Here is a 19,349-nt window from a genome sequence, read left to right as displayed (position 1 = left end):
GTCCCGCCGGGATGCGGCGTACCGGCCGCAAAGCAAGCGCCGGTGCGGCCCGGCGGAGGTTTTGGAATTTCAGGTGTAAACCGCTGGTTAGCACCGCGCGGGTGCAGGGAGTTCCCCGCCGGCGCGCGCTGCGGTAGCGGCTGCCTTCAGTCCAGTCGGCGCAGCGGACTGTCAGGCAGGTTGGACAGATAGTGGACTTCACGCCGCAGCAGGGTGGCGAACTGCGCCGCCACCGGCGTCATCGGCGAATCGGCGCGGTAGATCAGGCTGACGGTGTGGCTGGGCAGCTTGTCCTCGATCGGCAACGGCACCAGGCCATTGGCGGCCAGCCGGCCGGCCACCATCTGGCGCGGCAGCATGCACAGCAGGTGGCGGTCCTGCATCAGGTGCTCGATCATGCCGATGGTGTCGCAGCGCACCGCCACGCGCGGCAACGGCAGATCGCGTTCACGGAAGGCATCGAGGATGGCGGCGCCCGGGCCGTGCATGCGCTGGCCGGTCAGGATCCAGTCCGAGCCGATCAGTTCGCGCAGGCTGCGGGCGTTGCGCAGCGGATGCTCGCGGTGCGCCATCACGACCGAGTCGTTGTTGTAGAGCGGCTCGCAGGTGAATTCGCGCTCGATGCCCTCATCCGGGACCGGGCTGACTGCCATGTCCATCACGCCCGAGCGCAGTTCGTCCAGGTGGGTCGGGTAGCCCCAGCTGTCAATGCACACCAGCACGTCGGGGTGCTGCACGCGAAAGCGCTTGACCACCGCGGGCAGCAGCACATGCGCCGGGCCGCGGGTGGTGCCGACGCGCACCACGCCGTTGCGCGCGCCCAGCATCTGCGCCATTTCCTCGCTGGCCTTGCGGGCCTCGGTGGCGATCAGCCGCGCGCGCCGCAGGAAGGCGTCGCCGTAGCGCGACAGCACCACGCCGCGGGTGGTGCGGGTCAGCAGCGGCACATGCAGCTCCTCTTCCAGCTGGCGGATGCTCTTGGTCAGTGCCGGTGCCGACACGTCGCGCGCACGGGCCCCGGCGCGGATGCTGCCGTGCTCGGCCACGGCGATGAAGTCCTGGACTTGGCTCAGACGCATGGATTTGGCTCCACTCAAACGACGCACTGGGCGCACAGCATAGCGGCATTCCGGCGGGTTCGGGATAACCCCAGGGTGCTAACCGCTGGTTTGCACCGAAGCAGTTTTGGCATCTGCCGTGATGCGCCGTGCCAACGCATGATCGCTCCACATCGTCGCAAACCGCCGGCAGCGCCGGCATCTTCGAGGAGTGGGATCGCATGGCGAACCGGCAAGACCTGCCGCTGGCAGGCATACGCGTGGCGGAGTTCGGGCAGTTCATCGCGGCGCCGGGTGCGGCCATGATGCTGGCCGACCTGGGCGCCGACGTGGTCAAGGTGGAGGCCTTGCGCGGCGACAGTGCGCGGCGCTTTGACGGCACCAGCCCGCAGAGCCCGATGTACCTGGCCTACAACCGCGGCAAGCGCGGCATCGCGCTGGACCTGCGCACGCCCGGCGGGCTGGACGCCGCACGGCGGCTGGCGCTGGCCAGCGACGTGGTGCTGCACAACACCCGCGCGGGCGTGATGGAAGCGCTGGGGCTGGACGCCGCCACGCTGCGCGCGGCGCGTCCCGACCTGATCCATGCCTCCATCAGCGGCTTCGGCACACGCGGGCCGTCGCGCACGCGGCCCGGGCTGGATATTGCCGCGCAGGCCGAGAGCGGCATGATGTCCGTGACCGGCGAGGCCGGCGGGCAGCCGCTGAAGGCCGGCTTCGCGCTGATCGACGCGGCCACCGCGCTGGCGACCGGCAACGCCATCCTGGCGGCGCTGTTCCGGCGCGAGCGCACCGGCGCCGGCGAGACTATCGAGACCTCGCTGCTTTCGGTCGGCGTGCAGATGCAGGCCCAGCTGTGGGCCGAGTACCAGTGCTCCGGCGCGCTGCCGGTGCGCAGCGGCAACAGCCAGCCCAAGGCGGCGCCGGCCGCGGATGTGATCGCGGTGGCGGACGGGCATATCGTGCTGTCGGCCTATCTCGACGAACACTGGACGCGCCTGTGCGAGGCCATCGGCCAGCCGGCGCTTGCGCAGGACGCGCGCTTTGCCTGCAATGCGCTGCGCGTGCAGAACCGCCCGGCGCTGCTGGCCATCCTGCACGACGCCATGCGCCACCTGAGCGGCGACGCCGCCCGTGCGCTGCTGGAGCGCCACCAGGTGGTGGTGGGCGTGGTGCGTGACTATCACCAGGTCAACGCGAGCGCCGACGTGCGCGCCAGCGGCGTGCTGCAAGCCGTTGACGACGGCGAGGGCGGCCAGCTGGAGCTGCCGGGCCTGCCCTTCACCATGGCCAGCATGCCGGCAGGGGCGATGCCCGCGGTGCCGCGCCTCGGCCAGCATACGACCAAGGTGCTGGCCGAACTTGGCTACAGCGCCGCGGAGATTCACACCATGGCCCGCGCCGGCGCGATCGGCGTGGAACAAGCCCAGCAGGAGCCCGCATGAACACCCCCCAAGCCCCCGTACTGCTGCAGCGCCATGCCGGCTGGGCCGAGGTGGTGCTGAACCGCCCGGCCCGCCGCAATGCCGTCGACATGTCGCTGGCCCGCGCGCTGGGCGACGCCATCGAGACCCTGGCCGCCGACGACAGCGTGCGCGCCGTGCTGCTGCGCGGCGCCGACGGCGCCTTCTGTTCCGGCCTGGACCTGCAGGCACTGCAGGCGGAGCCGGGCGGGCTGGCCGCGTTTGCGCCGGTCTGGGAGCGCGTCCACCTGGGCCTGCTGCAAAGCCGCAAGGCATGGATCGTGGCGCTGGAGCGCCATGCCATCAACGGGGGGGCGGCGCTGGCGCTGGCCGGCGACCTGCTGGTGTGCGGCGCCGGGGCCTTCCTGCAGATCGGCGAGATCCGCCTGGGCATGGCGGCGCCGCGCAATGCCGACTGGCTGGCGCTGCGCCATTCCGAGGCCGTGGCCGCGCGCCTGTGCCTGCTTGGCGACCGCGTGCCCGCGCCGGAGTTGCTGCGCCTGGGCATTGCCACCGAACTGGTCGAAGACGCCGAGGTGCTGGACCGCGCGCGCGGCCTGGCCGCCACCATCGGCGGCTTTCCGGTGGAAGGCGTGGCCGCGATCAAGGGCGGCATGCGCGCCGCGACGAGGCGCATGGCATCTGCCGCGCGCGACAAGCATTCCTGAGGACCGATATTTCCATGACAGATTCCATCACCACCGACGACGACGCGTCGCTGCAGGATTTTCGCCGCGAGGTGCGCGAGTTCGTCGCCCGGTCGCTGCCCCATGCCGTGCGCGAAAAGGTCCGCCTCGGACTGGAACTCAGCAAGCCAGAGCTGGTCGACTGGCAGCACCGGCTGGCCGAACGCGGCTGGCTGGCGCCGCACTGGCCGCCTGAATGGCAGGGCTGCAACTGGAGCGCCGAGCGCCGCGCCGCGTTCCAGGAAGAACTGGTGCTGGCGCACGCGCCCGAGAGCGGCGGCATCACCTTCGAGATGATCGGCCCGATCCTGATCCGCTACGGCACGCCGGCGCAGCAACAGTACTTCCTGCCGCGCATCCTGAACCAGGAGCACTGGTGGTGCCAGGGCTATTCCGAACCGAACGCCGGCTCCGACCTGGCGTCGCTGAAGACGCGTGCGGTGCGCAGGACGGGGCCCGACGGCACCGAGGTCTACGTGGTCAGCGGCAGCAAGATCTGGACCTCCTACGCGCAGTACGCGGACTGGATCTTCTGCCTGGTGCGCACCGATACCGAGGCGCGCGCGCAGCAGGGCATCAGCTTCCTGCTGATCGACATGCGCAGCCCCGGCGTCAGCGTGCGGCCGCTGGTGGGCATCCATGGCTGGCACCTGTTCAACCAGGTGTTCCTCGACGAGGTGGAAGTGCCGGTGCAGAACCTCGTCGGCGAAGAGAACGCCGGCTGGACCATCGCCAAGTCCCTGCTCGAGCATGAGCGGCTGAACCTGGCGCGCGTGGCGGAGAACCGCCGCCGCCTGGCCAAGGTGCGCGCCATCGGCGACGAGCTGGAGGAGGGCGGCCAGCCGCTGTCGCAGCGCCCGTGGTTTGCACGCCGGATGCGCGCGCTGGAGGTGCGGCTCGAAGCGCTGGCTGCAACCGTGCTGCGCTTTCGCAAGCGCGCGCGCGCCGGCGAAACGCTGGGGCCGGAGACCGGCATGCTCAAGCTGCTGGGCAGCCGGCTGATCCAGGACATCGAGAACCTGGCGGTCGATGCGCTGGGGCCGGACACGCTGGCCTATGACCGCGCCGCGCACTTCGAGCCCGCCGTGCCGCAAGCGGGCCAGTCGGCGTACGCCGCGGCGGCATCGGCGCGCCGCTTCGTCACCCGCGGCTACACCATTGCCGGCGGCTCCAGCGAGATCCAGCACGAGCTGCTGGCCAAGCAGGTGCTGGGCCTGTAGTGGCTCCAATCGTGCCCGCAATTCAGGACAAGGACTGAACACATGAGCGATTCAACGGACGATCGCCGCATGCTGCAGGAAAGCGTGCGGCGCTATGTCGAGCGCGGCTACGGCTTCGAGCAGCGCCGCGCGGCGCTGGCCGAGCCCGATGGCTTCTCGCGCAAGCACTGGCAGGCATTTGCCGAAATGGGCTGGCTGGCCGTGGGGCTGCCCGAAGCCTGCGGCGGCCTGGGCGATGCCGCGGACCAGGCCCTGCTGGCCGAGGAACTGGGCCGCGCCCAGCCTGCCGAGCCCTGGCTGGCCAATGCCGCGCTGTGCGCGCCGCTGCTGGCCGCCTGCGGCGATCCCGCCCACGCCGCGATCGCGGCGGCGATGGCCGAGGGTGGCGCGATGCTGGCGCTGGCCGCATGGGAAACGCAGGGACGCTATGACGCTTTCGATATCAGCACCACCGCGCAACAGCATGAGCCGGGGCAATGGACGCTGGACGGCCGCAAGACCCTGGTGCTGGGCGGCGGCAGCGCCGCGGTGCTGCTGGTGCTGGCACGTAGCGGCGGCCAGCGCCGCGACCGCGACGGCCTGACGCTGTTCGCGGTGCCGGCCGACACGCGCGGCATCAGCGTCGATGCGCTGCCGACCTACGACGGCCGCCAGACCGCCAGCGTGACGCTGCGCCGCGCGACCGTGCCGGACAGCGCGCGCATCGGCCCGGTGGACGGCGCCTGGCCGCTGGTGGAAGCCGCCATCGACCAGGCCACGGTGATGGCCTGCGCCGAAGCCGTGGGCACCATGTCGCGCGCGTTCGACCTGACCCGCGACTACCTGGTGACGCGCGAGCAGTTCGGCCGCCCGCTGACGGCCAACCAGGTGATCCGGCACCGGCTGGTGGACCTCTATGTCAGCGTCGAGCAGGCGCGCGCCATCACCGAGCTGGCGGCCAACGCCCTGCAAGGCGATGCGGTGGCGCGCATGCGCGCGGTATCGCATGCCAAGGCCTTTGTCTCGGATGCCGGGCGCACGCTCGGCGAAGACGTGGTGCAGCTGCACGGTGCGGTGGGCATGACCGACGAGATGGAAATCGGCCACTGCTACAAGCGCCTGGCCGCCCACGCCAACCTGTTCGGCGATGCCGACTGGCACTACGAACGGCTGGCGGCACTCGATCACGCCGCGCAGGCGCAAGCCTGAGCCGGTTCAGCCAGGGCGCCCGGGCCGGTGCCCGGTGCGCCCACCCATGACACGCCGGCAACGCACCGGCATGCGCGGCCAATGCGCCGCAATGGAGACAGCAATATGAGCAGCCAGCACACTGGCGCCCGCAGGGCTTGTGCCACGCGCACAGCAGCCCTGGCCGCGGCGCTGGCCCTGGCGGGCGCCGCCAGCGCGCACGCCGAGGCCCCATACCCCAGCAAGCCCATCCGCATGGTGCTGCCCTCGGGCGCGGGCACCGTGACCGACCAGACGGCACGGCTGGTGGCCGAGCGCCTGACCGCCGCGCTCAGGCAGCCGGTGGTGGTCGACAACCGCCCCGGCGCCAACGGCATCATCGCCAACGAGACCGTGGCGCGCGCCGCGCCCGACGGGTACACGCTGCTGTTCACCTATGCCGCGACCATGACGGTGAACCCGTGGACCACGCCGTCGCTGCCCTATGACCCGATCAAGGACTTCACCCCCATCGCACGCCCCAGCCAGCCCGGCGGCAACCTGCTCGCGGTCAGCGCCAATGTGCCGGTGCACAGCCTGCAGGAGCTGATTGCCTACGCCAGGTCCAGCAAGACGGAACTGGCGTACTGCTCATGGGGCGTGGGCTCGGGCGGCCACCTGGCCATGGAATACCTGAAGGCCAAGACCGGCATCCACCTGCGCCATATCCCCTACAAGACCGCCACCCAGTGCAGCAACGACCTGGCCGCGGGCCACGTCACCATCGGCATCACCGACGCCATCTCGTCGGTCCCGCACCTGAAGTCCGGCCGCATCCGGGGCATTGCGGTCTCCGGACCGGAGCGCCTGCTGACGGCGCCGGACGTGCCGACCATGTCGCAGCAGGGCGTGCCCTTCCAGCAAGCCAGCTGGGTCGCGATCTTCGGCCCCAGGGGCCTGCCAGCGCCGATCGTCAACCGGCTGAACGCCGAGGTGAACCGCATCCTGCAGACACCGGGCGACCGCGACAAATTCACCGCCATGAACCTGCAGCCTGCCGCGCCGTCGAGCCCGGCCGACCTGGGCAAGCTGGTCAGCGCCGACCTGGCCGCGTGGGGCGAGGTGGTGAAGGTGGCGGGGCTGCAGGCGAAGTAAGGCTGGACCACAACAACAACAACGGGAGACAGGCAGCGTGAAGGCAAGACAGTGGATGGTGATGGGCGCGGCGCTGGCCGCGGGCAATGCCGTGGCGGGCACGATGCAGTTGTTCGGGGTGGTCGATGCATCGATCGAATACGCCAGGGGCTCGGAAAGCGTGGTGCGCATGCGCGAAGGCCAGCAGGCCGCGTCGCGCTGGGGCATCCGCGGCATCGAGGACCTGGGCGGCGGGCTCAAGGCCAACTTCCTGGTCGAGTCGGGCTTCAACATCGACAACGGCACGGAGTTCTTCGGCAACAACCGGCTGTTCGGGCGGCAGGCCTATCTGGGCCTGTCAGGCAACTGGGGCGAGTTCCGGCTGGGGCGGCAATACACGCCGTCGTTCTATGCGCTACTGCGGCTGGATCCGTTCCTGCTCAATGGCGCGGTGTCGCCGTTCAACCTGCTGAGCGCGACCGCATCGCAGGGCACCGGGCACGTGGCCTACGGCGCCCGCTTCGACAACGCGGTGCAGTATTTCTCGCCCAAGTGGGGCGGCTTTTCCTTTGGCGCGGCCGTGGCCCCGGGCGAGGTGCCGGGGTCGGCGCGCTCAGGGCTGAACTTCGGCATGAATGCGACCTACGAGGCCGGCAACGTCTACGCGTTCTACTCCTACCAGGGGATGTATTCGGGCGCCAACGTGCCGGTGGAACCGACGCTGACTTCCAATCATTTCGTCGGCGGCTCCTATCGCTTCAAGCCGGTGGAGATCGGCCTGCTGTACAGCGCCGCCAGCAGCGACCGGCCCGAGACCCGCTCGGCACGCCACTACGGCGTGACCTTCAGCTGGAACGTGACGCAGCGCGACACCTTCAAGGCCGCCGCACTCAAGCGCCAGATCCTGGGCGGCGGCCAGCGGCCGCTGGCGGTGACGCTGGGGTGGGACCATGACCTGAGCAAGCGCACCACCGCCTATGTGCGGGCGGTGCTGGTGCATAACAGCCCCGGCGGCAGCGTGAGCAACAACAGCATCGTGATCGATCCGGGCAGCGGGGATGATGCGAAGTCGGTGAGCGTGGGGTTGCGGCATCGGTTTTGAAACGGACTGCTGCCCGTTCATGCGGGGCTGAGGCCAAGCGGCTGAGGCTACGGAGACCCGGGGCGGGCTGCCACCTGTCCCGCGGCGCTCCCCGCAAAGTGGGGGAGGGCGCCAATCTCAAGAACGCATCCCGGGCTGTCGCTCCGTGTCGGGTCATTTTCCTTTGTGCTTACTCTTCACGCTTCACAAGGCGAACGAAATCGCACGGAATGACCCTATAGATCATGGCGATACGAGATTGATATAGGACATCCCTTAATTTCAATTGGAATTATCATTCAATCGAAAACAATGGCGATATCTGAATAATCCACCTTCCTTCCTCAACGCATAACGGCTACCGTACGCGACGAACGTATCTTCTTGACGGTCATGCAAATGACGAGAAAAGCAAAGCACCGGAACACTGGTGCTTCTGCGGCAAGAGAAAGTTCAACGCTACGGAGTGCTGCACTTGGATAACCGACCGCCGTTCCTTTCCTCCCGCACCGTCACCGTGTCTGGTCCGGCGTTGCCGGAACTCTTCGGACAGTCCCCCTTCACCTTCGTACGCCTGGAGGGCAAGGAAGGCGTCTGCGGCCTGTTCGAATACGACATCGAACTGAAGACGCCGGACAAGGCCTATAACTTCCACGGCCCGGAAGGTAATTTCGACTTGCGCGAGATGAACGGGCGCGAGCTGACCGTCCATATCGAACTCGACGGCATGGGCACGGGGTTGGCGGGACGCATTGGCGCAGGCACTCGCGAGATCAGCGGCATCGTCGATCGCGCCCGCTACCTGCGTGCCGAAGGGCGGCACTTCGTCTACGGACTGACGCTGCGTCCCTGGCTGTGGATTGCCTCCCAGAACAGGAACAGCCGCGTCTTCGAGAACCGCACCGATATCGAGATCATCGAAGAGGTCCTGTCTGCGTACTCCTTTCCGGTTGAGCGCAGGCTCGACGTGGCGAAATACCCCAGGCGGGTCTACCGCACCCAGTGCGACGAGAGCGACTACACCTTCATCGCCCGCCTCATGCAGCACTGGGGCATATCGTGGTTCTTCGAACATTCTGACGGCAAGCACCGCCTGGTTCTGGTCGATCACGTCGGCGGTTACTTCAACATGCCGAGCGAGGCGTACCAGGTGCTGGAAATCCATCCGCCTGGCGTCAGGGTCGACCAGGAACACCTCGATGCGTTCTCGGTCGTCGATGCCGTGGTCGCAGGCAAGTACACGACCAATGCCTACAGCTTCACCCAGCCGCGCGGCAACCTGAGCGCCAGCAGTTCGGACCCGCGAGACACCGGCCTGAACACTGGCGCGCTGCACCAGGAGGTGTACGACTTCCCCAGCGAGCATGCCCAGCCGGCCACGGACAACCGCCCGTGGGACGAAGGCGACATGATCGCCCGCATCCGCATGGAGGAAATCCGTTCGCGTGGCCTGCGCTGCTTTGGCACCGGCAACCTGCGCGCGGTGGTGCCAGGCTGCACCATGAACGTGAAGGGACACCCCCAGCAGGCGGCCAACCGCGAGTACGTGGTGCTTGGCGCCAGCCTCAGGCTGGAAGACGTGGCCGAGGCCTCCGGCGAGGGCCAGCGCTGGCATTGCCGCGTCGAGTTCGAGTGCCACCCCACCCATGAGGTCTTCCGTCCGGCGCTGAGCATCCCGTGGCCGGTGGTCGCTGGGCCGCAAAGCGCGACCGTGGTCGGGCCGGAAGACCGCCATGTCGTGTGGCCGGATCAGTATGGACGCGTCCGCGTGCAGTTCCCGTGGGACCGCTTCAACAAGATGTCCTGCTGGGTACGCGTGGCGACGCCGTGGGCGGGCTCACAGTACGGCCAGGTCAGCATCCCGCGCATCGGCAGCGAAGTGCTGGTGATGTTCCTGGACGGCGGCGATCCGGACAAGCCCATTGTGATGGGGGCGGTGCCGAACAGCCTCAACATGCCGCCATGGCAGCTGCCGGACCAGCTCGCTCTCACCGGAATTCGCAGCCGCGAGCACGATGGTGGTCGTAGTAACCACCTGGTGCTGGACGACACCAAGGGACAAATCCAGGCGCAGCTCGCATCGGACCACCTGCAGTCGCAGATCAGCATGGGGTACATCACCGGCATTCCTGACGTGCAGGGACGCCGCGACAAGCGTGGTGAGGGGCTGGAGGCGCGCACCGATGGACATGCCGCGCTACGCGCGGCGTTGGGCATGCTGCTAACCACCTACCCGCGTGAACGGGCCGAGGGCAACGCCATGAACGTGGAGGATGTCATCCATGTGTTCATGGAAGCCCTGACCCTGGCGGATTCGCTCGCCCAGAGCGCGGTCAATGCCCAGGCCCAGACCGGGCAGCAGCAGGAGGTTGCCAAGACTTTGCGCAGCCAGGCCGATGCGGTCAAGGGTGGCGGCAAGCTGGGGGAATTCACCGAGCCGCACATCACCGTTGCCAGCCGGGCAGGCATTGCCACCACCGCGCCGGGATCCACGCACGTCTACAGCGGCGAACACATTGCGCTGACCAGCGGCCAGCACCTCTCATTCTCCTGCGGCGGTGGCATGTACGCCACGATCAGCGACCGTTTCTCGCTCTTCGTCCAGCGCGACGGGATCAAGCTGTATTCGGCCAAGGGCAAGGTGGAGGTGCAGGCCCAGTCGGATGGCGTTGATGTGATCGCACAGAAAGTGCTGCGCCTGCTGTCCACGACCGACTGGGTCGAGATCAGCGGCAAGAAAGGCGTTCGGGTCAATGTCGAAGGCAACGAGTTGCGCATCACGCCGGAGGGCATCGAGAACATTTCGACGGGCAAGTGGATTGTGTTCTCGGCCAGCAAGTCGCTCACCGGGCCAAAGAATGCTCCCTATACGATGCCCACCACCAAGATCTGCTCGCACCTGGCCGCGGGAGCGGCGGCATCCGGCGCCGGTGCCGTGCCTCTGCATTGAGGACGAACATGGCCGCACCCATCGGCAACCCATTGACCCAACTGCCCTGGCCGCAGGCCTGGGGCGACGGTTACCTGGTGCTCGATCCGCTAAATCACGATCCCATCCTGGCGGATCTGTCTGCCCTGAGGCTACATCAGTGCTTGCCCGCCGGCATCGGCGACAACGCACACCTGATGCCCGCCGTGGTAGAGCTGGCCACCGTGTCGCCGGCAGACCGGCAGATGCTATTGAACGTGGCCCAGGATGAAGCCGCGCGTGGAGATCCGCCCCTCATCTGCGCGTGGCTGCAGAGCGCCGCCCCTGTCCAGGAAGTCAGCAGCCATCTGGCGTCCTGCCTCACCGGCACCGACCATGCCGGCGGACACGCGCTGTGGCGCTTCTACGACCCTCGCGTATTTGCGCACATGACGTGGCTGCTGCGTCCCGTCCAACTCCGTGCGCTCCTTGGCCCGAGCGAGTCGTGGGGCTTCGCCTGGGCGGGCGATTGGTACCAGTTCGCCAGACCGACGCTGGCGGAGGCACCGCCGACGTTGCCGCGACCCTGGTGGCCAGACGCCAGGCAGTGGCCCACCGTCGAGCAAACCGCCGATATTGCGCAGGTCCTGACACGCATTGCCGGGCGCAACAAGCCGTCCCTGGCACAGGCCCGCACAGTGGACCGCGCCTTGCGGCACGCCGACGAAGTGCTGCATCTGACCCTGCCGGCGGATCGCCGTCACTACGCCACACACGTCGCGGCGTTTGGGCAGCCGTTCGAGGACCAACCGAAACTGCAGGCCGCATGGCCCGCCGTGGCCGCAGGCGAAATGACGCTGCGCCAGGCACTGGGATCGCTGTCCAGCGACGACTGGGAACTCATGAAAATCATGGCGCAGCACGCCAGGCAAATCTCATCGGAACGCCACCATGGTCATGTATAACGTTGACAGCACGATGGAATGTTCATCCAAACCGGTGAAGGCGTGCAATTTTTGTCACCATGAACCCGGTTTGGCCGTGCTGCCGGTCCGGTACGCCGTCGTCGGACCCGAGGACAAGAACGGGGCGCCGCCGCTCTCAGGGAACTTCAGGATCGAGAACGCCCCTGCCCAGCTCGGCAGCGGGGTGCAGTACATCCTTCGCACGATGCGCCCCGGCTTCCTGTACGTCTTCCATGAAGCCATGCAAATGTGGGATGCCTATGTGGTCATGAAGGGCGGTCACCTGTGGAAGGTCATACCGGAGAATCCTGGCCCAGCCAAAGTCCCGGAGGCTTTCAATTGCTGTGTCAGTTCGCACCATAGCCTTGAATCCTTGTATTTCACCATTCCCGATCCCGCGCACGCGACGCATGTCTGGTACGCCTATTCGCATGTAGCCTGGACCAAGGCACAACTGGATGACAACAAGCACAAAGTCGATGTGCGCAGGGCGCATATGCAATGCCTCGACGTGGCCGCCTGGATGGGCAACCAGAACCAGCCACACGGCGGCCGCGCGACGGAAATCAACAAGCGCGTGGCATCGTTCGCCATGACGCCCGAAGCGCAACAACAAGCATTCCGGTATCTGAGCGCGACACCGCCCGGAACCATTAACCTGGGCGAGATTGCTCCGATTGGCCCCACAAGCGGTTCGATGCTTGCGGACCGGATGGAGATCGTGTCCCCCGGCAAGGCGATGATGCTGGCGTTCAATGATCCGCTCGCAATCACTGAAGACCTGGGCATCTTGACCAATCCCAAGCTGCACGCTAAGGCAAACAACGGCGTCATCTGGGACAAGGCAACAGATCTGTTCCTGGATACGCTCGAAAAGAACATCCGGGCCAACGCCGAGGCGCAGCACACGAAAGAGGCGGAGGCCGCGGCAGCCGAGGCCGAGCGCATGGCGACCACGCCGGATGGATTTCCGGCTTACGAACTCATGTCGATTCTGTTTAATGGAAAAGCGACGGCTGAGCGATGGAAACGCGAAGACGCTGCGCGCGAAGCCACGCGACTTGCCCGCAAGAAGGCCGCCAGTGACGCCGCCTGGAAACCCTACGAAGACGAACTCATGCCAGGCAAGCGCCACCAGGACCTGAGTCCCAGACTGAAGGCCCTCAACGAGAACGTGCTGGCACCCATTGCGACCTCGCTCGCACAGTGGCTCATGAGTCCTCAGCTTGCTTCCTACATGCAATACCGGCATGACAAGATGGACCTGCCGCACGGCTATGTCTACAACGAATCCCTGACGCGCTGCCTGGAGAACGCGCTCGACACCGTGGAATGCCGTCGGGTCATCCAGCATTGGTTCAACGAGGCGAATCCGGAAAACCACAGCAATCTGCTTGCGCGCGCCCTGTTGCTGGACCACAAGCCCATCATCGACACCATGCCGGACCCGACCGATCAGGGCTATGCCGCCATCTTCGGCATCCTGAGGAGCGGTCTCGACAAGATGGACTCCATGGCAAAGGGCCTCACCCTTCCCGAAGCCCTAGCGAAAATGGGCCTGGTACCGCGCCTGACCTGGATACTGGCCGACCAGATCATTCCGACCCTTGCAAACAGCTTCAGCTCGGCAGCGGCCAGGCTAGCCTTGTACGGGATGAGCCTGCTAGGCGGCGTGCGCCTGATCGCTCCGACGGCCAGCGTCATGCAAATCCGCGCAGTCGTGCTGAACGATCTCTCCACAGTGAATCCGGAGTTGTACAAGCAACTGGACCGCACCCGACGGCGCGAGGACGCTGTGGCACTCGGACGCGCGGCCAAGCGCATGGCTCAAACCGCCAGGCTGGTGTGGTTCAAGACAGAGGACCTGGAGCGCATTCCGGAACTGAGCGCCCTCAAGCTGCGTACCGCCAATGACGTGCCTGGGGTGCGGCAAGTCAAGGCGGTCCTGGGTTCACGCTTCGTGAATGTCGGGGCGGTCGCCTGCATCCTGCAGGGACTGGCGCTCTATCACGCCACGCAATCGTTCCGCGCGGCGGGCGAGTTCGACGAACCCGAAAGAGGAATCAAGCTGGTCGGAGGCCTGGTGTCCATGGCCGGGACCCTTGCCGAGCAAACTGGCGTCGTGCTGGAGAAGGCGCCGACGCACGCACTGGTCCGGCGCATCATGCGCTCACCGCCGAAGGCGGAATGGCTGGAAATGGGTAGGAAGCTGGTTGTCAGAGGGCGTTGGATTGGTTTTGCGGGGGCAGCAGTAGGAATCGGTTGGGATGGCTACCACGGGGTAGATGAATATCAGAAGGGGAACTACCTTATTTCCGGCCTTTATTTCACTTCGAGCCTCACCGGAGTGGCGATATCGGGCCTCTCGGTAGCAAGCGAAGAATTCTTGGCCGTCCTCGTTGGCGTACCGAGCTGGCCGTTCCTCGTCGTGCTGCTTGCCGTCAACGTCGGCATCCTCATGCTGGACGATCCGGCGACGGTCAAGTGGATCAAGCGCTGCCGTTTCAGCAAGGGGGCGGCCAGCGAGCACTACGGTAGCCTGGAGGCGGAATCGTTTGAATTCGTGCAACTGGGCCTCAAGGACGTCAAGTAGGAAGAATCGATGAGATTCCCGACCAAAGATGAGCGAACGCCGTTCTATTTTCGGCAACAGGGCAAAACGCTGGGAGCGTGGGAGTTGGAACACAGGCTGTCCATTGTCCGCCGCGCCAGCGAGCACGTGCTGGAGAGCGGCAACGTCTACCGCGTCAATTCGACCTGCCTGGAAATCACTGACGAGTCGCAGAGTCGGCTACAACTGGTGGGAATGGCATGCATTATCTTTTCCGTTGGAACAATTCTAGCCCTAGTAGGAGCGCTATTCTTTGCTTCGGTGCCATTCCGAGAGACAGCGGAAGTCATGGCCCGGAAGGGTAATTGGGCCGGCGTGATTCTCGGTACAACCGTCGGGATCGCCGGGACATGCTTATTCGGCCTGCTTGCCTTCGATCCGGTGCGACGCAACATGTTCACGCTGAAGCGCCGCCCCATCCGCCTGAACCGAAAGACCCGTCGCATCTATGCCATTCGCACCAAGGACCCGGATGGCATCTGGGAAGTGCCCTGGAGCCATGACGAATTCTTCTGTGTGGGCCATCGGCGCATGGGCGGCTTGTCACGCGCCTACGACATGTACGATATCCGCCACTATCAACTCGATGGCAACGGGAACGTTATCCGGGCGTTCGTGCTCGGCCAGTTCGTCTTCACTCTGGAAGAAGCCTACGCGCAGTGGGAGTACTACCGCCGCTACATGCAGGATGGGCCAGCTGAACTGCCCGAGCCTTATCGCTTCTGGGCGCCGCGGGAAACGTTTTGGGAAGGCTACAAGATCTGCAGAGGGGGTAAATTCTCTGGAGCCTTCTTCACCTTGACCGACGTCATTTTTGCACCGTTCGCATTGCTGGATGCGATCGCCCGCTGGCTCGTGCTCGTCACGTGCAGTGATCCCATGTGGCCGCAGGACATCGAGGCGGCGTGCAAGCCCTTGCCCAATGACCCGTACGCCCGCCCGTATGCCGACGACTACATCGGCGTGCCGAGCGGCCCTGATGCCAGGCCTTCCCACGAGGATCTAGCGCGAATGTTGGACCAGCAGCATGAGCGACGCAACGCTGGCGCGCTGACCCGCGAGGAAGCGAATGCCCTGCTTCGAAGCACTACAGAACAGACCACATGACCATCCACTTCGAGACATCAACATCGGCATTCTGCTCTTGGATGGTCCCGCCACTCTACCGTGGACCAAGCGCTGCCGCTTCAGAAAAGTGCCTGCCAGCGAGCGCTACAGCAGCCTGGAGGCGGAATCGTGGGGAGGATCAATGAAGTTCCCGACCAAAGATGAGCGTACGCCGTTCTATTTTCGCCAACAGGGCAAACCGCTAGGCAAGTGGGAGCAAGAACACCGGCTCTATGTCGACCAGCCTGCCAGCGAGCATGTGCTGGAGAGCGGCAATGTCTACCGCATTGATTCGACCTGCCTGGAGATCACCGATGAGTCGCAGACTCGGATGCAGAACGTTGGGCTGCTTTGGATTATCTGTTTAGCATTTGCGTCGTTTTCTCTCTTTTACGGATTATTGCTTGCAACAAGCCCATTCAGAGACCCTGAGGAAATGATGGCGAAGAACGGGTATTGGTTCGGTACGATCGTTGGGATAGTACTTGGCTTTAGTTCTGCAGGCTTCTTCGGCCTGCTTGCCTTCGATCCGATGCGACGCAACATGTTCACCCTGAAGCGCCGCCCCATCCGTCTGAACCGGAGGACACGCCGCATCTATGCCATACGCACCAAAGAGCCGGACGGCATCTGGGAAGTGCCCTGGAGCCATGACGAATTCTTCTGCGTTGGCCATCGGCGCATGGGCGGCTTGTCACGCGCCTACGACATGTACGACATCCGCCATTACCAGCTCGACGCGAGTGGCAACGTCGTCCGCGCATTCGTGCTCGGCCAGTTCGTCTTCACTCTGGAAGAAGCCTACGCGCAGTGGGAATACTACCGCCGCTACATGCAGGACGGGCCGGCTGGGCTGCCCGAGCCTTACCGCTTCTGGGCGCCGCGGGAGACGTTTTGGGAAGGCTACAAGATCTGCAGAGGGGGTAAATTCTCCGGAGCCTTCTTCACCTTGACCGACGTCATTTTTGCACCGTTCGCACTGCTGGATGCGATCGCCCGCTGGCTCGTGCTCGTCACGTGCAGTGATCCCGTGTGGCCGCCGGAGATCGAGGCGGCGTGCAGGCCCATGCCCAATGACCCGTACGCCCGCCCGTATGCCGACGACTACATCGGCGTGCCGAGCGGCCCGGATGCCAGGCCTTCCCGCGAGGATCTGGCGCGAATGCTCGACCGGCAGCAGGAGCGACGCAAGGCTGGCGCGCTGACCCGCGCGGAAGCGGAAGCCCTGCTTCGAAACACCACAGGACAGGCCACATGACAACCACTTCGCCGCTACCAGCGCCTCATGTCATCTTGATCGAGCAACCTTCCAATGTACCGGGCAAGCGCGGAATGGAAGGCTTCTGGGGCATGTGCTACGGGAACAAGACGGTCCTGACTGCCTACCTGTCGCCGATTGACCTGCTGTTGGACTCAATGCGGGGCAGTGCTCCCAATCAAGCCTTCAAGTTTCCATCCCTTGACCGGCTGCCCGCAACCCGCGTGAAGCAAACCTTCCCGACCGGCGTGGAGTTGGACATTGCCTGCGGCTTTCTCGCCCGCGACGGACAGCTCCTGCTCAGTCCAAGCGGCAAGTGGCGGCGCAACGTCTTGGTGCATGACGTGCGCGCGCCATTGCGGATGGGAAATCTTTTGCCTGAATACACCACCGATGCGCGACGCGCGATCAGCCGTCTCTTTGAGAGCGCAGGTCTCTTTGCCTGGCAGGACACACTGCTGTCGCTAGCCAGGATCTGGAAGGGCGACCGCATGAAGCACGCGATAGACAGTGCCCTGGCAACCGCAAGTACGGTAGTGCACTCAGCTGGTCAGGTCGTGAACCAGGTCGCCGTATTCGATCCGGAGGCGGAATTATGGCATTTTGTCCCTTGCCAGACGATGGACGATGTGCCGGAGAACAATCACCCACATGGATAAGCACAAATGGACAAGAGCATGATCAAGGTCGGCGATATGCATTCGCATGGCGGCCCTGTCAAATCCGGGTCGCCCGGGAGCCTGCTCGACGGCAAGCCCATTGCCCGACTCGGGGACCTCGTGGACTGCCCCCTGCACGGTGTCAACGAAATCGTAGAGGCCAGCTCGGGCATGGATGTCGATGGGCAACCCGCGGCGTTACACGGGGATCGCACGCGATGCGGGGCCACGCTGATTGGCGGCGACAGCGCCACGGTAGGGTGACGTTGATTCGGAGCGTCTCCGCCAGACGACACGTTGTTCAAATCAGCCTTTCCTTGAGGCCATTTTATTTGAGACCTTCACCTCACCACGCAGACCGGCGAAATATCAAGGAAGTCGCGCCGGCACGGTGTCCCGTGCCGGCGCCATTCACTTGCCGCAGCCTTACTTCAACTGCTGCGCAAACGCATCCAGCTGCGTAATGCAGATGTCCCAGCCCTCATAGAACCCCAGCTCCTCATGCTGCTTGCGAGTGGCTTCGTCCGGATGCATCACGCGCGCAATGTAGCGGGTGCCGTCACCCTCGTCGGCCATGGTGATGACCGCGGTCATCGACAGCCACGGCTTGTTGGGCCGGTACCCGGCCACCAGGGCCGAGGTGGAGACGATCTTCTCCATCGGCACGATCTCGAGGAAGCATCCCGGGTTGTCGCTGACGCCGCCGTCCGGGCCTTTCATGAGCGTATGGAAGGCGCCGCCGGGGCGCATGTCGAAGGCCAGGACCTCGGTGGTCCAGGGTTTGGGGCACCACCATTCCTTGAGCAGCTTGGGATCGCTCCATGCACGCCAGACCTTGGCACGCGGGGCCTTGAGCAGGCGCGAGATGACCAGGTCCTGGCTTTCAGGGCTGGCGGCGTTTTCATTCGGCATCTGACTGTTCCTCCTGATGAAGGGCTTCGACAAAGGCGGCCAGGCGGTCGGTACGGGCCTCCCACATGGCGCGCTGGTCGGCCAGCCATTGCTGCGCGTCTGACAGCGGTTGCGGTACCAGTTCGCAAGTGCGCACGCGCCCCGTCTTGCGCGAGCGGATCAGGCCGCTGCGCTCCAGCACCTGCAGGTGCTTCATGAACGAGGGCAGTGCCATCGTGAACGGTGCCGCCAGCGCCGAGACCGTTTCCGGCCCGCGGCCGAGCACGCTGACGATGGCGCGGCGGGTCGGGTCCGCCAGCGCGTAGAACACGTCGGAAAGCGGGGAAATATCGACAGCCTGGGACACGTCAGCAAACTCGGTACAATGGTTAGCCATACGGCTAAGTATAAAGAGGTAACCGGAAACTGCAAGCGCAAAATGCAAGACGCCCCGGCATCAGCCGGGGCGTCTTGTGGTCGGCGAAGCGGGGCGGAGGCTATTGCTGCCGCACGTACGCCGCCAACGCCTTGACCTCATCCGCCTTCAAGCCGGCAAACGGCGGCATCGGCACCGACCCCCATTTGCCGCTGCTGCCGCCGCGAATGCTGGCTTCCAGCTTGGCCTGTGCCTGCGCATCGCCCTTATAGCGGGTGGCGACTTCGTGATAAGCCGGGCCGACCACCTTCTGCGTCACGCTGTGGCAGCTCAGGCAGGCGTTCCTGGCCAGCAGGCCCTGCACGTCTACCGCGGCGGCAGGCGCCGAGGCGGCCGCGGGTGCGGCCGGCGCGGGCTTGCCTGCCTTCTGCGCGATCGCCACGATCTCCGGGTCCTTGATCTTGGCGGAGCCGTAGGCCACCGCGAGGTAGGCGCCGAGCTGCTCGACCTCGCCATCGTCGATCGGCGCACCATAGGCCTGCTGCATTTTCTTCATCTCGGCGGTCCACTGCGTCAGGCTCAGGCCGGGCGGCTGGTAGGAGACGTAGTCGGCCGAATGGCAGATCGCGCATTTCTGCATGGCGATGCCGTAGCCGGGCAACTTGGCGGGTTTGAGCTTGACGTTCTCCGCCGGCAGCTTGATGTCCTGGGGTGCCGCGGACGCGCTGCCCGCGCCCAGCAGGGCGAGCGCGAGCAGCACTGGGGTGATGGATCGATGCATGGTGC

Annotated in this window: 17 protein-coding genes; 13 read left to right on the top strand and 4 right to left on the bottom strand. The window is 65.5% G+C overall.

Annotated features, from left to right (window positions below):
- Positions 1 to 146: 146 nt before the first annotated feature.
- Positions 147 to 1,079 (bottom strand): LysR family transcriptional regulator, encoded by a 933-nt coding sequence (locus AC3WLE_RS22430; protein WP_010813374.1) that lies wholly within the window; start codon positions 1,077 to 1,079, stop codon positions 147 to 149.
- Between the two features lie 200 nt (positions 1,080 to 1,279).
- Between AC3WLE_RS22430 and AC3WLE_RS22425 the strand changes: the two genes are divergently transcribed.
- From AC3WLE_RS22425 to AC3WLE_RS22365, 13 genes are all read left to right on the top strand, one after another.
- On the top strand, positions 1,280 to 2,503 hold the full coding sequence (locus tag AC3WLE_RS22425) for a CaiB/BaiF CoA transferase family protein (RefSeq protein ID WP_492356436.1): 1,224 nt from the start codon (positions 1,280 to 1,282) through the stop codon (positions 2,501 to 2,503).
- Positions 2,500 to 3,189: an enoyl-CoA hydratase/isomerase family protein gene (locus tag AC3WLE_RS22420; RefSeq protein ID WP_492319137.1), complete on the top strand. Its 690-nt coding sequence runs from the start codon at positions 2,500 to 2,502 to the stop codon at positions 3,187 to 3,189. Before AC3WLE_RS22425 ends, AC3WLE_RS22420 begins: the two co-directional genes overlap by 4 nt.
- A gap of 14 nt (positions 3,190 to 3,203) precedes the next feature.
- Complete coding sequence (locus tag AC3WLE_RS22415; protein ID WP_492356435.1) at positions 3,204 to 4,427, top strand: acyl-CoA dehydrogenase family protein; 1,224 nt, start codon at positions 3,204 to 3,206, stop codon at positions 4,425 to 4,427.
- A gap of 42 nt (positions 4,428 to 4,469) precedes the next feature.
- Positions 4,470 to 5,615: an acyl-CoA dehydrogenase family protein gene (locus tag AC3WLE_RS22410; RefSeq protein WP_492356434.1), complete on the top strand. Its 1,146-nt coding sequence runs from the start codon at positions 4,470 to 4,472 to the stop codon at positions 5,613 to 5,615.
- A 105-nt stretch (positions 5,616 to 5,720) separates the two neighbouring features.
- Positions 5,721 to 6,728, top strand: coding sequence for a Bug family tripartite tricarboxylate transporter substrate binding protein (locus AC3WLE_RS22405; protein ID WP_492356433.1), 1,008 nt, complete (start codon positions 5,721 to 5,723; stop codon positions 6,726 to 6,728).
- Positions 6,729 to 6,783: 55 nt separating this feature from the next.
- Positions 6,784 to 7,809, top strand: coding sequence for a porin (locus AC3WLE_RS22400; RefSeq protein WP_010813380.1), 1,026 nt, complete (start codon positions 6,784 to 6,786; stop codon positions 7,807 to 7,809).
- A 454-nt stretch (positions 7,810 to 8,263) separates the two neighbouring features.
- Complete coding sequence (locus AC3WLE_RS22395; RefSeq protein ID WP_492356432.1) at positions 8,264 to 10,738, top strand: type VI secretion system Vgr family protein; 2,475 nt, start codon at positions 8,264 to 8,266, stop codon at positions 10,736 to 10,738.
- A gap of 8 nt (positions 10,739 to 10,746) precedes the next feature.
- Entirely contained in the window at positions 10,747 to 11,661 is a 915-nt protein-coding gene (locus AC3WLE_RS22390; RefSeq protein ID WP_492356431.1) for a DUF4123 domain-containing protein, read from the top strand.
- Positions 11,648 to 14,254: a T6SS effector BTH_I2691 family protein gene (locus AC3WLE_RS22385; protein ID WP_492356430.1), complete on the top strand. Its 2,607-nt coding sequence runs from the start codon at positions 11,648 to 11,650 to the stop codon at positions 14,252 to 14,254. Before AC3WLE_RS22390 ends, AC3WLE_RS22385 begins: the two co-directional genes overlap by 14 nt.
- Before the next feature lie 9 nt (positions 14,255 to 14,263).
- Positions 14,264 to 15,379: a DUF6708 domain-containing protein gene (locus AC3WLE_RS22380; RefSeq protein ID WP_492356429.1), complete on the top strand. Its 1,116-nt coding sequence runs from the start codon at positions 14,264 to 14,266 to the stop codon at positions 15,377 to 15,379.
- A gap of 142 nt (positions 15,380 to 15,521) precedes the next feature.
- Entirely contained in the window at positions 15,522 to 16,637 is a 1,116-nt protein-coding gene (locus AC3WLE_RS22375; protein ID WP_492356428.1) for a DUF6708 domain-containing protein, read from the top strand.
- On the top strand, positions 16,634 to 17,296 hold the full coding sequence (locus AC3WLE_RS22370; protein ID WP_492319146.1) for a hypothetical protein: 663 nt from the start codon (positions 16,634 to 16,636) through the stop codon (positions 17,294 to 17,296). Before AC3WLE_RS22375 ends, AC3WLE_RS22370 begins: the two co-directional genes overlap by 4 nt.
- Before the next feature lie 6 nt (positions 17,297 to 17,302).
- A complete protein-coding gene (locus AC3WLE_RS22365) occupies positions 17,303 to 17,560 on the top strand; it encodes a PAAR domain-containing protein (RefSeq protein WP_025581855.1) in 258 nt (85 codons plus the stop codon).
- Positions 17,561 to 17,722: 162 nt separating this feature from the next.
- Here the strand turns inward: AC3WLE_RS22365 and AC3WLE_RS22360 are convergent, their stop codons facing one another.
- The 3 genes from AC3WLE_RS22360 to sorB form a co-directional block, all read right to left on the bottom strand.
- The gene (locus AC3WLE_RS22360; RefSeq protein WP_492356427.1) at positions 17,723 to 18,208 is read right to left on the bottom strand and encodes an SRPBCC family protein; all 486 of its coding nucleotides are present in this window, start codon (positions 18,206 to 18,208) and stop codon (positions 17,723 to 17,725) included.
- Positions 18,198 to 18,584 (bottom strand): ArsR/SmtB family transcription factor, encoded by a 387-nt coding sequence (locus AC3WLE_RS22355; RefSeq protein ID WP_492319147.1) that lies wholly within the window; start codon positions 18,582 to 18,584, stop codon positions 18,198 to 18,200. The genes AC3WLE_RS22360 and AC3WLE_RS22355 overlap by 11 nt, the downstream gene beginning before the upstream one ends.
- Positions 18,585 to 18,684: 100 nt before the next feature.
- Complete coding sequence (gene sorB, locus AC3WLE_RS22350; protein WP_492350945.1) at positions 18,685 to 19,344, bottom strand: SorB family sulfite dehydrogenase c-type cytochrome subunit; 660 nt, start codon at positions 19,342 to 19,344, stop codon at positions 18,685 to 18,687.
- Between the last annotated feature and the right edge of the window lie 5 nt (positions 19,345 to 19,349).

Source organism: Cupriavidus sp. FW306-1B-F12B (assembly GCF_058781795.1).
The sequence above is the reverse complement of the archived record's forward strand: the minus strand, read 5'-3'. Positions and strand labels throughout refer to the sequence as shown.

Coding starts and splice junctions, on each gene's coding strand:
- AC3WLE_RS22430 (WP_010813374.1), bottom strand. CDS start 1,079: ATGCGTCTGAGCCAAGTCCAGGACTTCATCGCCGTGGCCGAGCACGGC.
- AC3WLE_RS22425 (WP_492356436.1), top strand. CDS start 1,280: ATGGCGAACCGGCAAGACCTGCCGCTGGCAGGCATACGCGTGGCGGAG.
- AC3WLE_RS22420 (WP_492319137.1), top strand. CDS start 2,500: ATGAACACCCCCCAAGCCCCCGTACTGCTGCAGCGCCATGCCGGCTGG.
- AC3WLE_RS22415 (WP_492356435.1), top strand. CDS start 3,204: ATGACAGATTCCATCACCACCGACGACGACGCGTCGCTGCAGGATTTT.
- AC3WLE_RS22410 (WP_492356434.1), top strand. CDS start 4,470: ATGAGCGATTCAACGGACGATCGCCGCATGCTGCAGGAAAGCGTGCGG.
- AC3WLE_RS22405 (WP_492356433.1), top strand. CDS start 5,721: ATGAGCAGCCAGCACACTGGCGCCCGCAGGGCTTGTGCCACGCGCACA.
- AC3WLE_RS22400 (WP_010813380.1), top strand. CDS start 6,784: ATGGTGATGGGCGCGGCGCTGGCCGCGGGCAATGCCGTGGCGGGCACG.
- AC3WLE_RS22390 (WP_492356431.1), top strand. CDS start 10,747: ATGGCCGCACCCATCGGCAACCCATTGACCCAACTGCCCTGGCCGCAG.
- AC3WLE_RS22385 (WP_492356430.1), top strand. CDS start 11,648: ATGGTCATGTATAACGTTGACAGCACGATGGAATGTTCATCCAAACCG.
- AC3WLE_RS22380 (WP_492356429.1), top strand. CDS start 14,264: ATGAGATTCCCGACCAAAGATGAGCGAACGCCGTTCTATTTTCGGCAA.
- AC3WLE_RS22375 (WP_492356428.1), top strand. CDS start 15,522: ATGAAGTTCCCGACCAAAGATGAGCGTACGCCGTTCTATTTTCGCCAA.
- AC3WLE_RS22370 (WP_492319146.1), top strand. CDS start 16,634: ATGACAACCACTTCGCCGCTACCAGCGCCTCATGTCATCTTGATCGAG.
- AC3WLE_RS22365 (WP_025581855.1), top strand. CDS start 17,303: ATGGACAAGAGCATGATCAAGGTCGGCGATATGCATTCGCATGGCGGC.
- AC3WLE_RS22360 (WP_492356427.1), bottom strand. CDS start 18,208: ATGCCGAATGAAAACGCCGCCAGCCCTGAAAGCCAGGACCTGGTCATC.
- AC3WLE_RS22355 (WP_492319147.1), bottom strand. CDS start 18,584: ATGGCTAACCATTGTACCGAGTTTGCTGACGTGTCCCAGGCTGTCGAT.
- sorB (WP_492350945.1), bottom strand. CDS start 19,344: ATGCATCGATCCATCACCCCAGTGCTGCTCGCGCTCGCCCTGCTGGGC.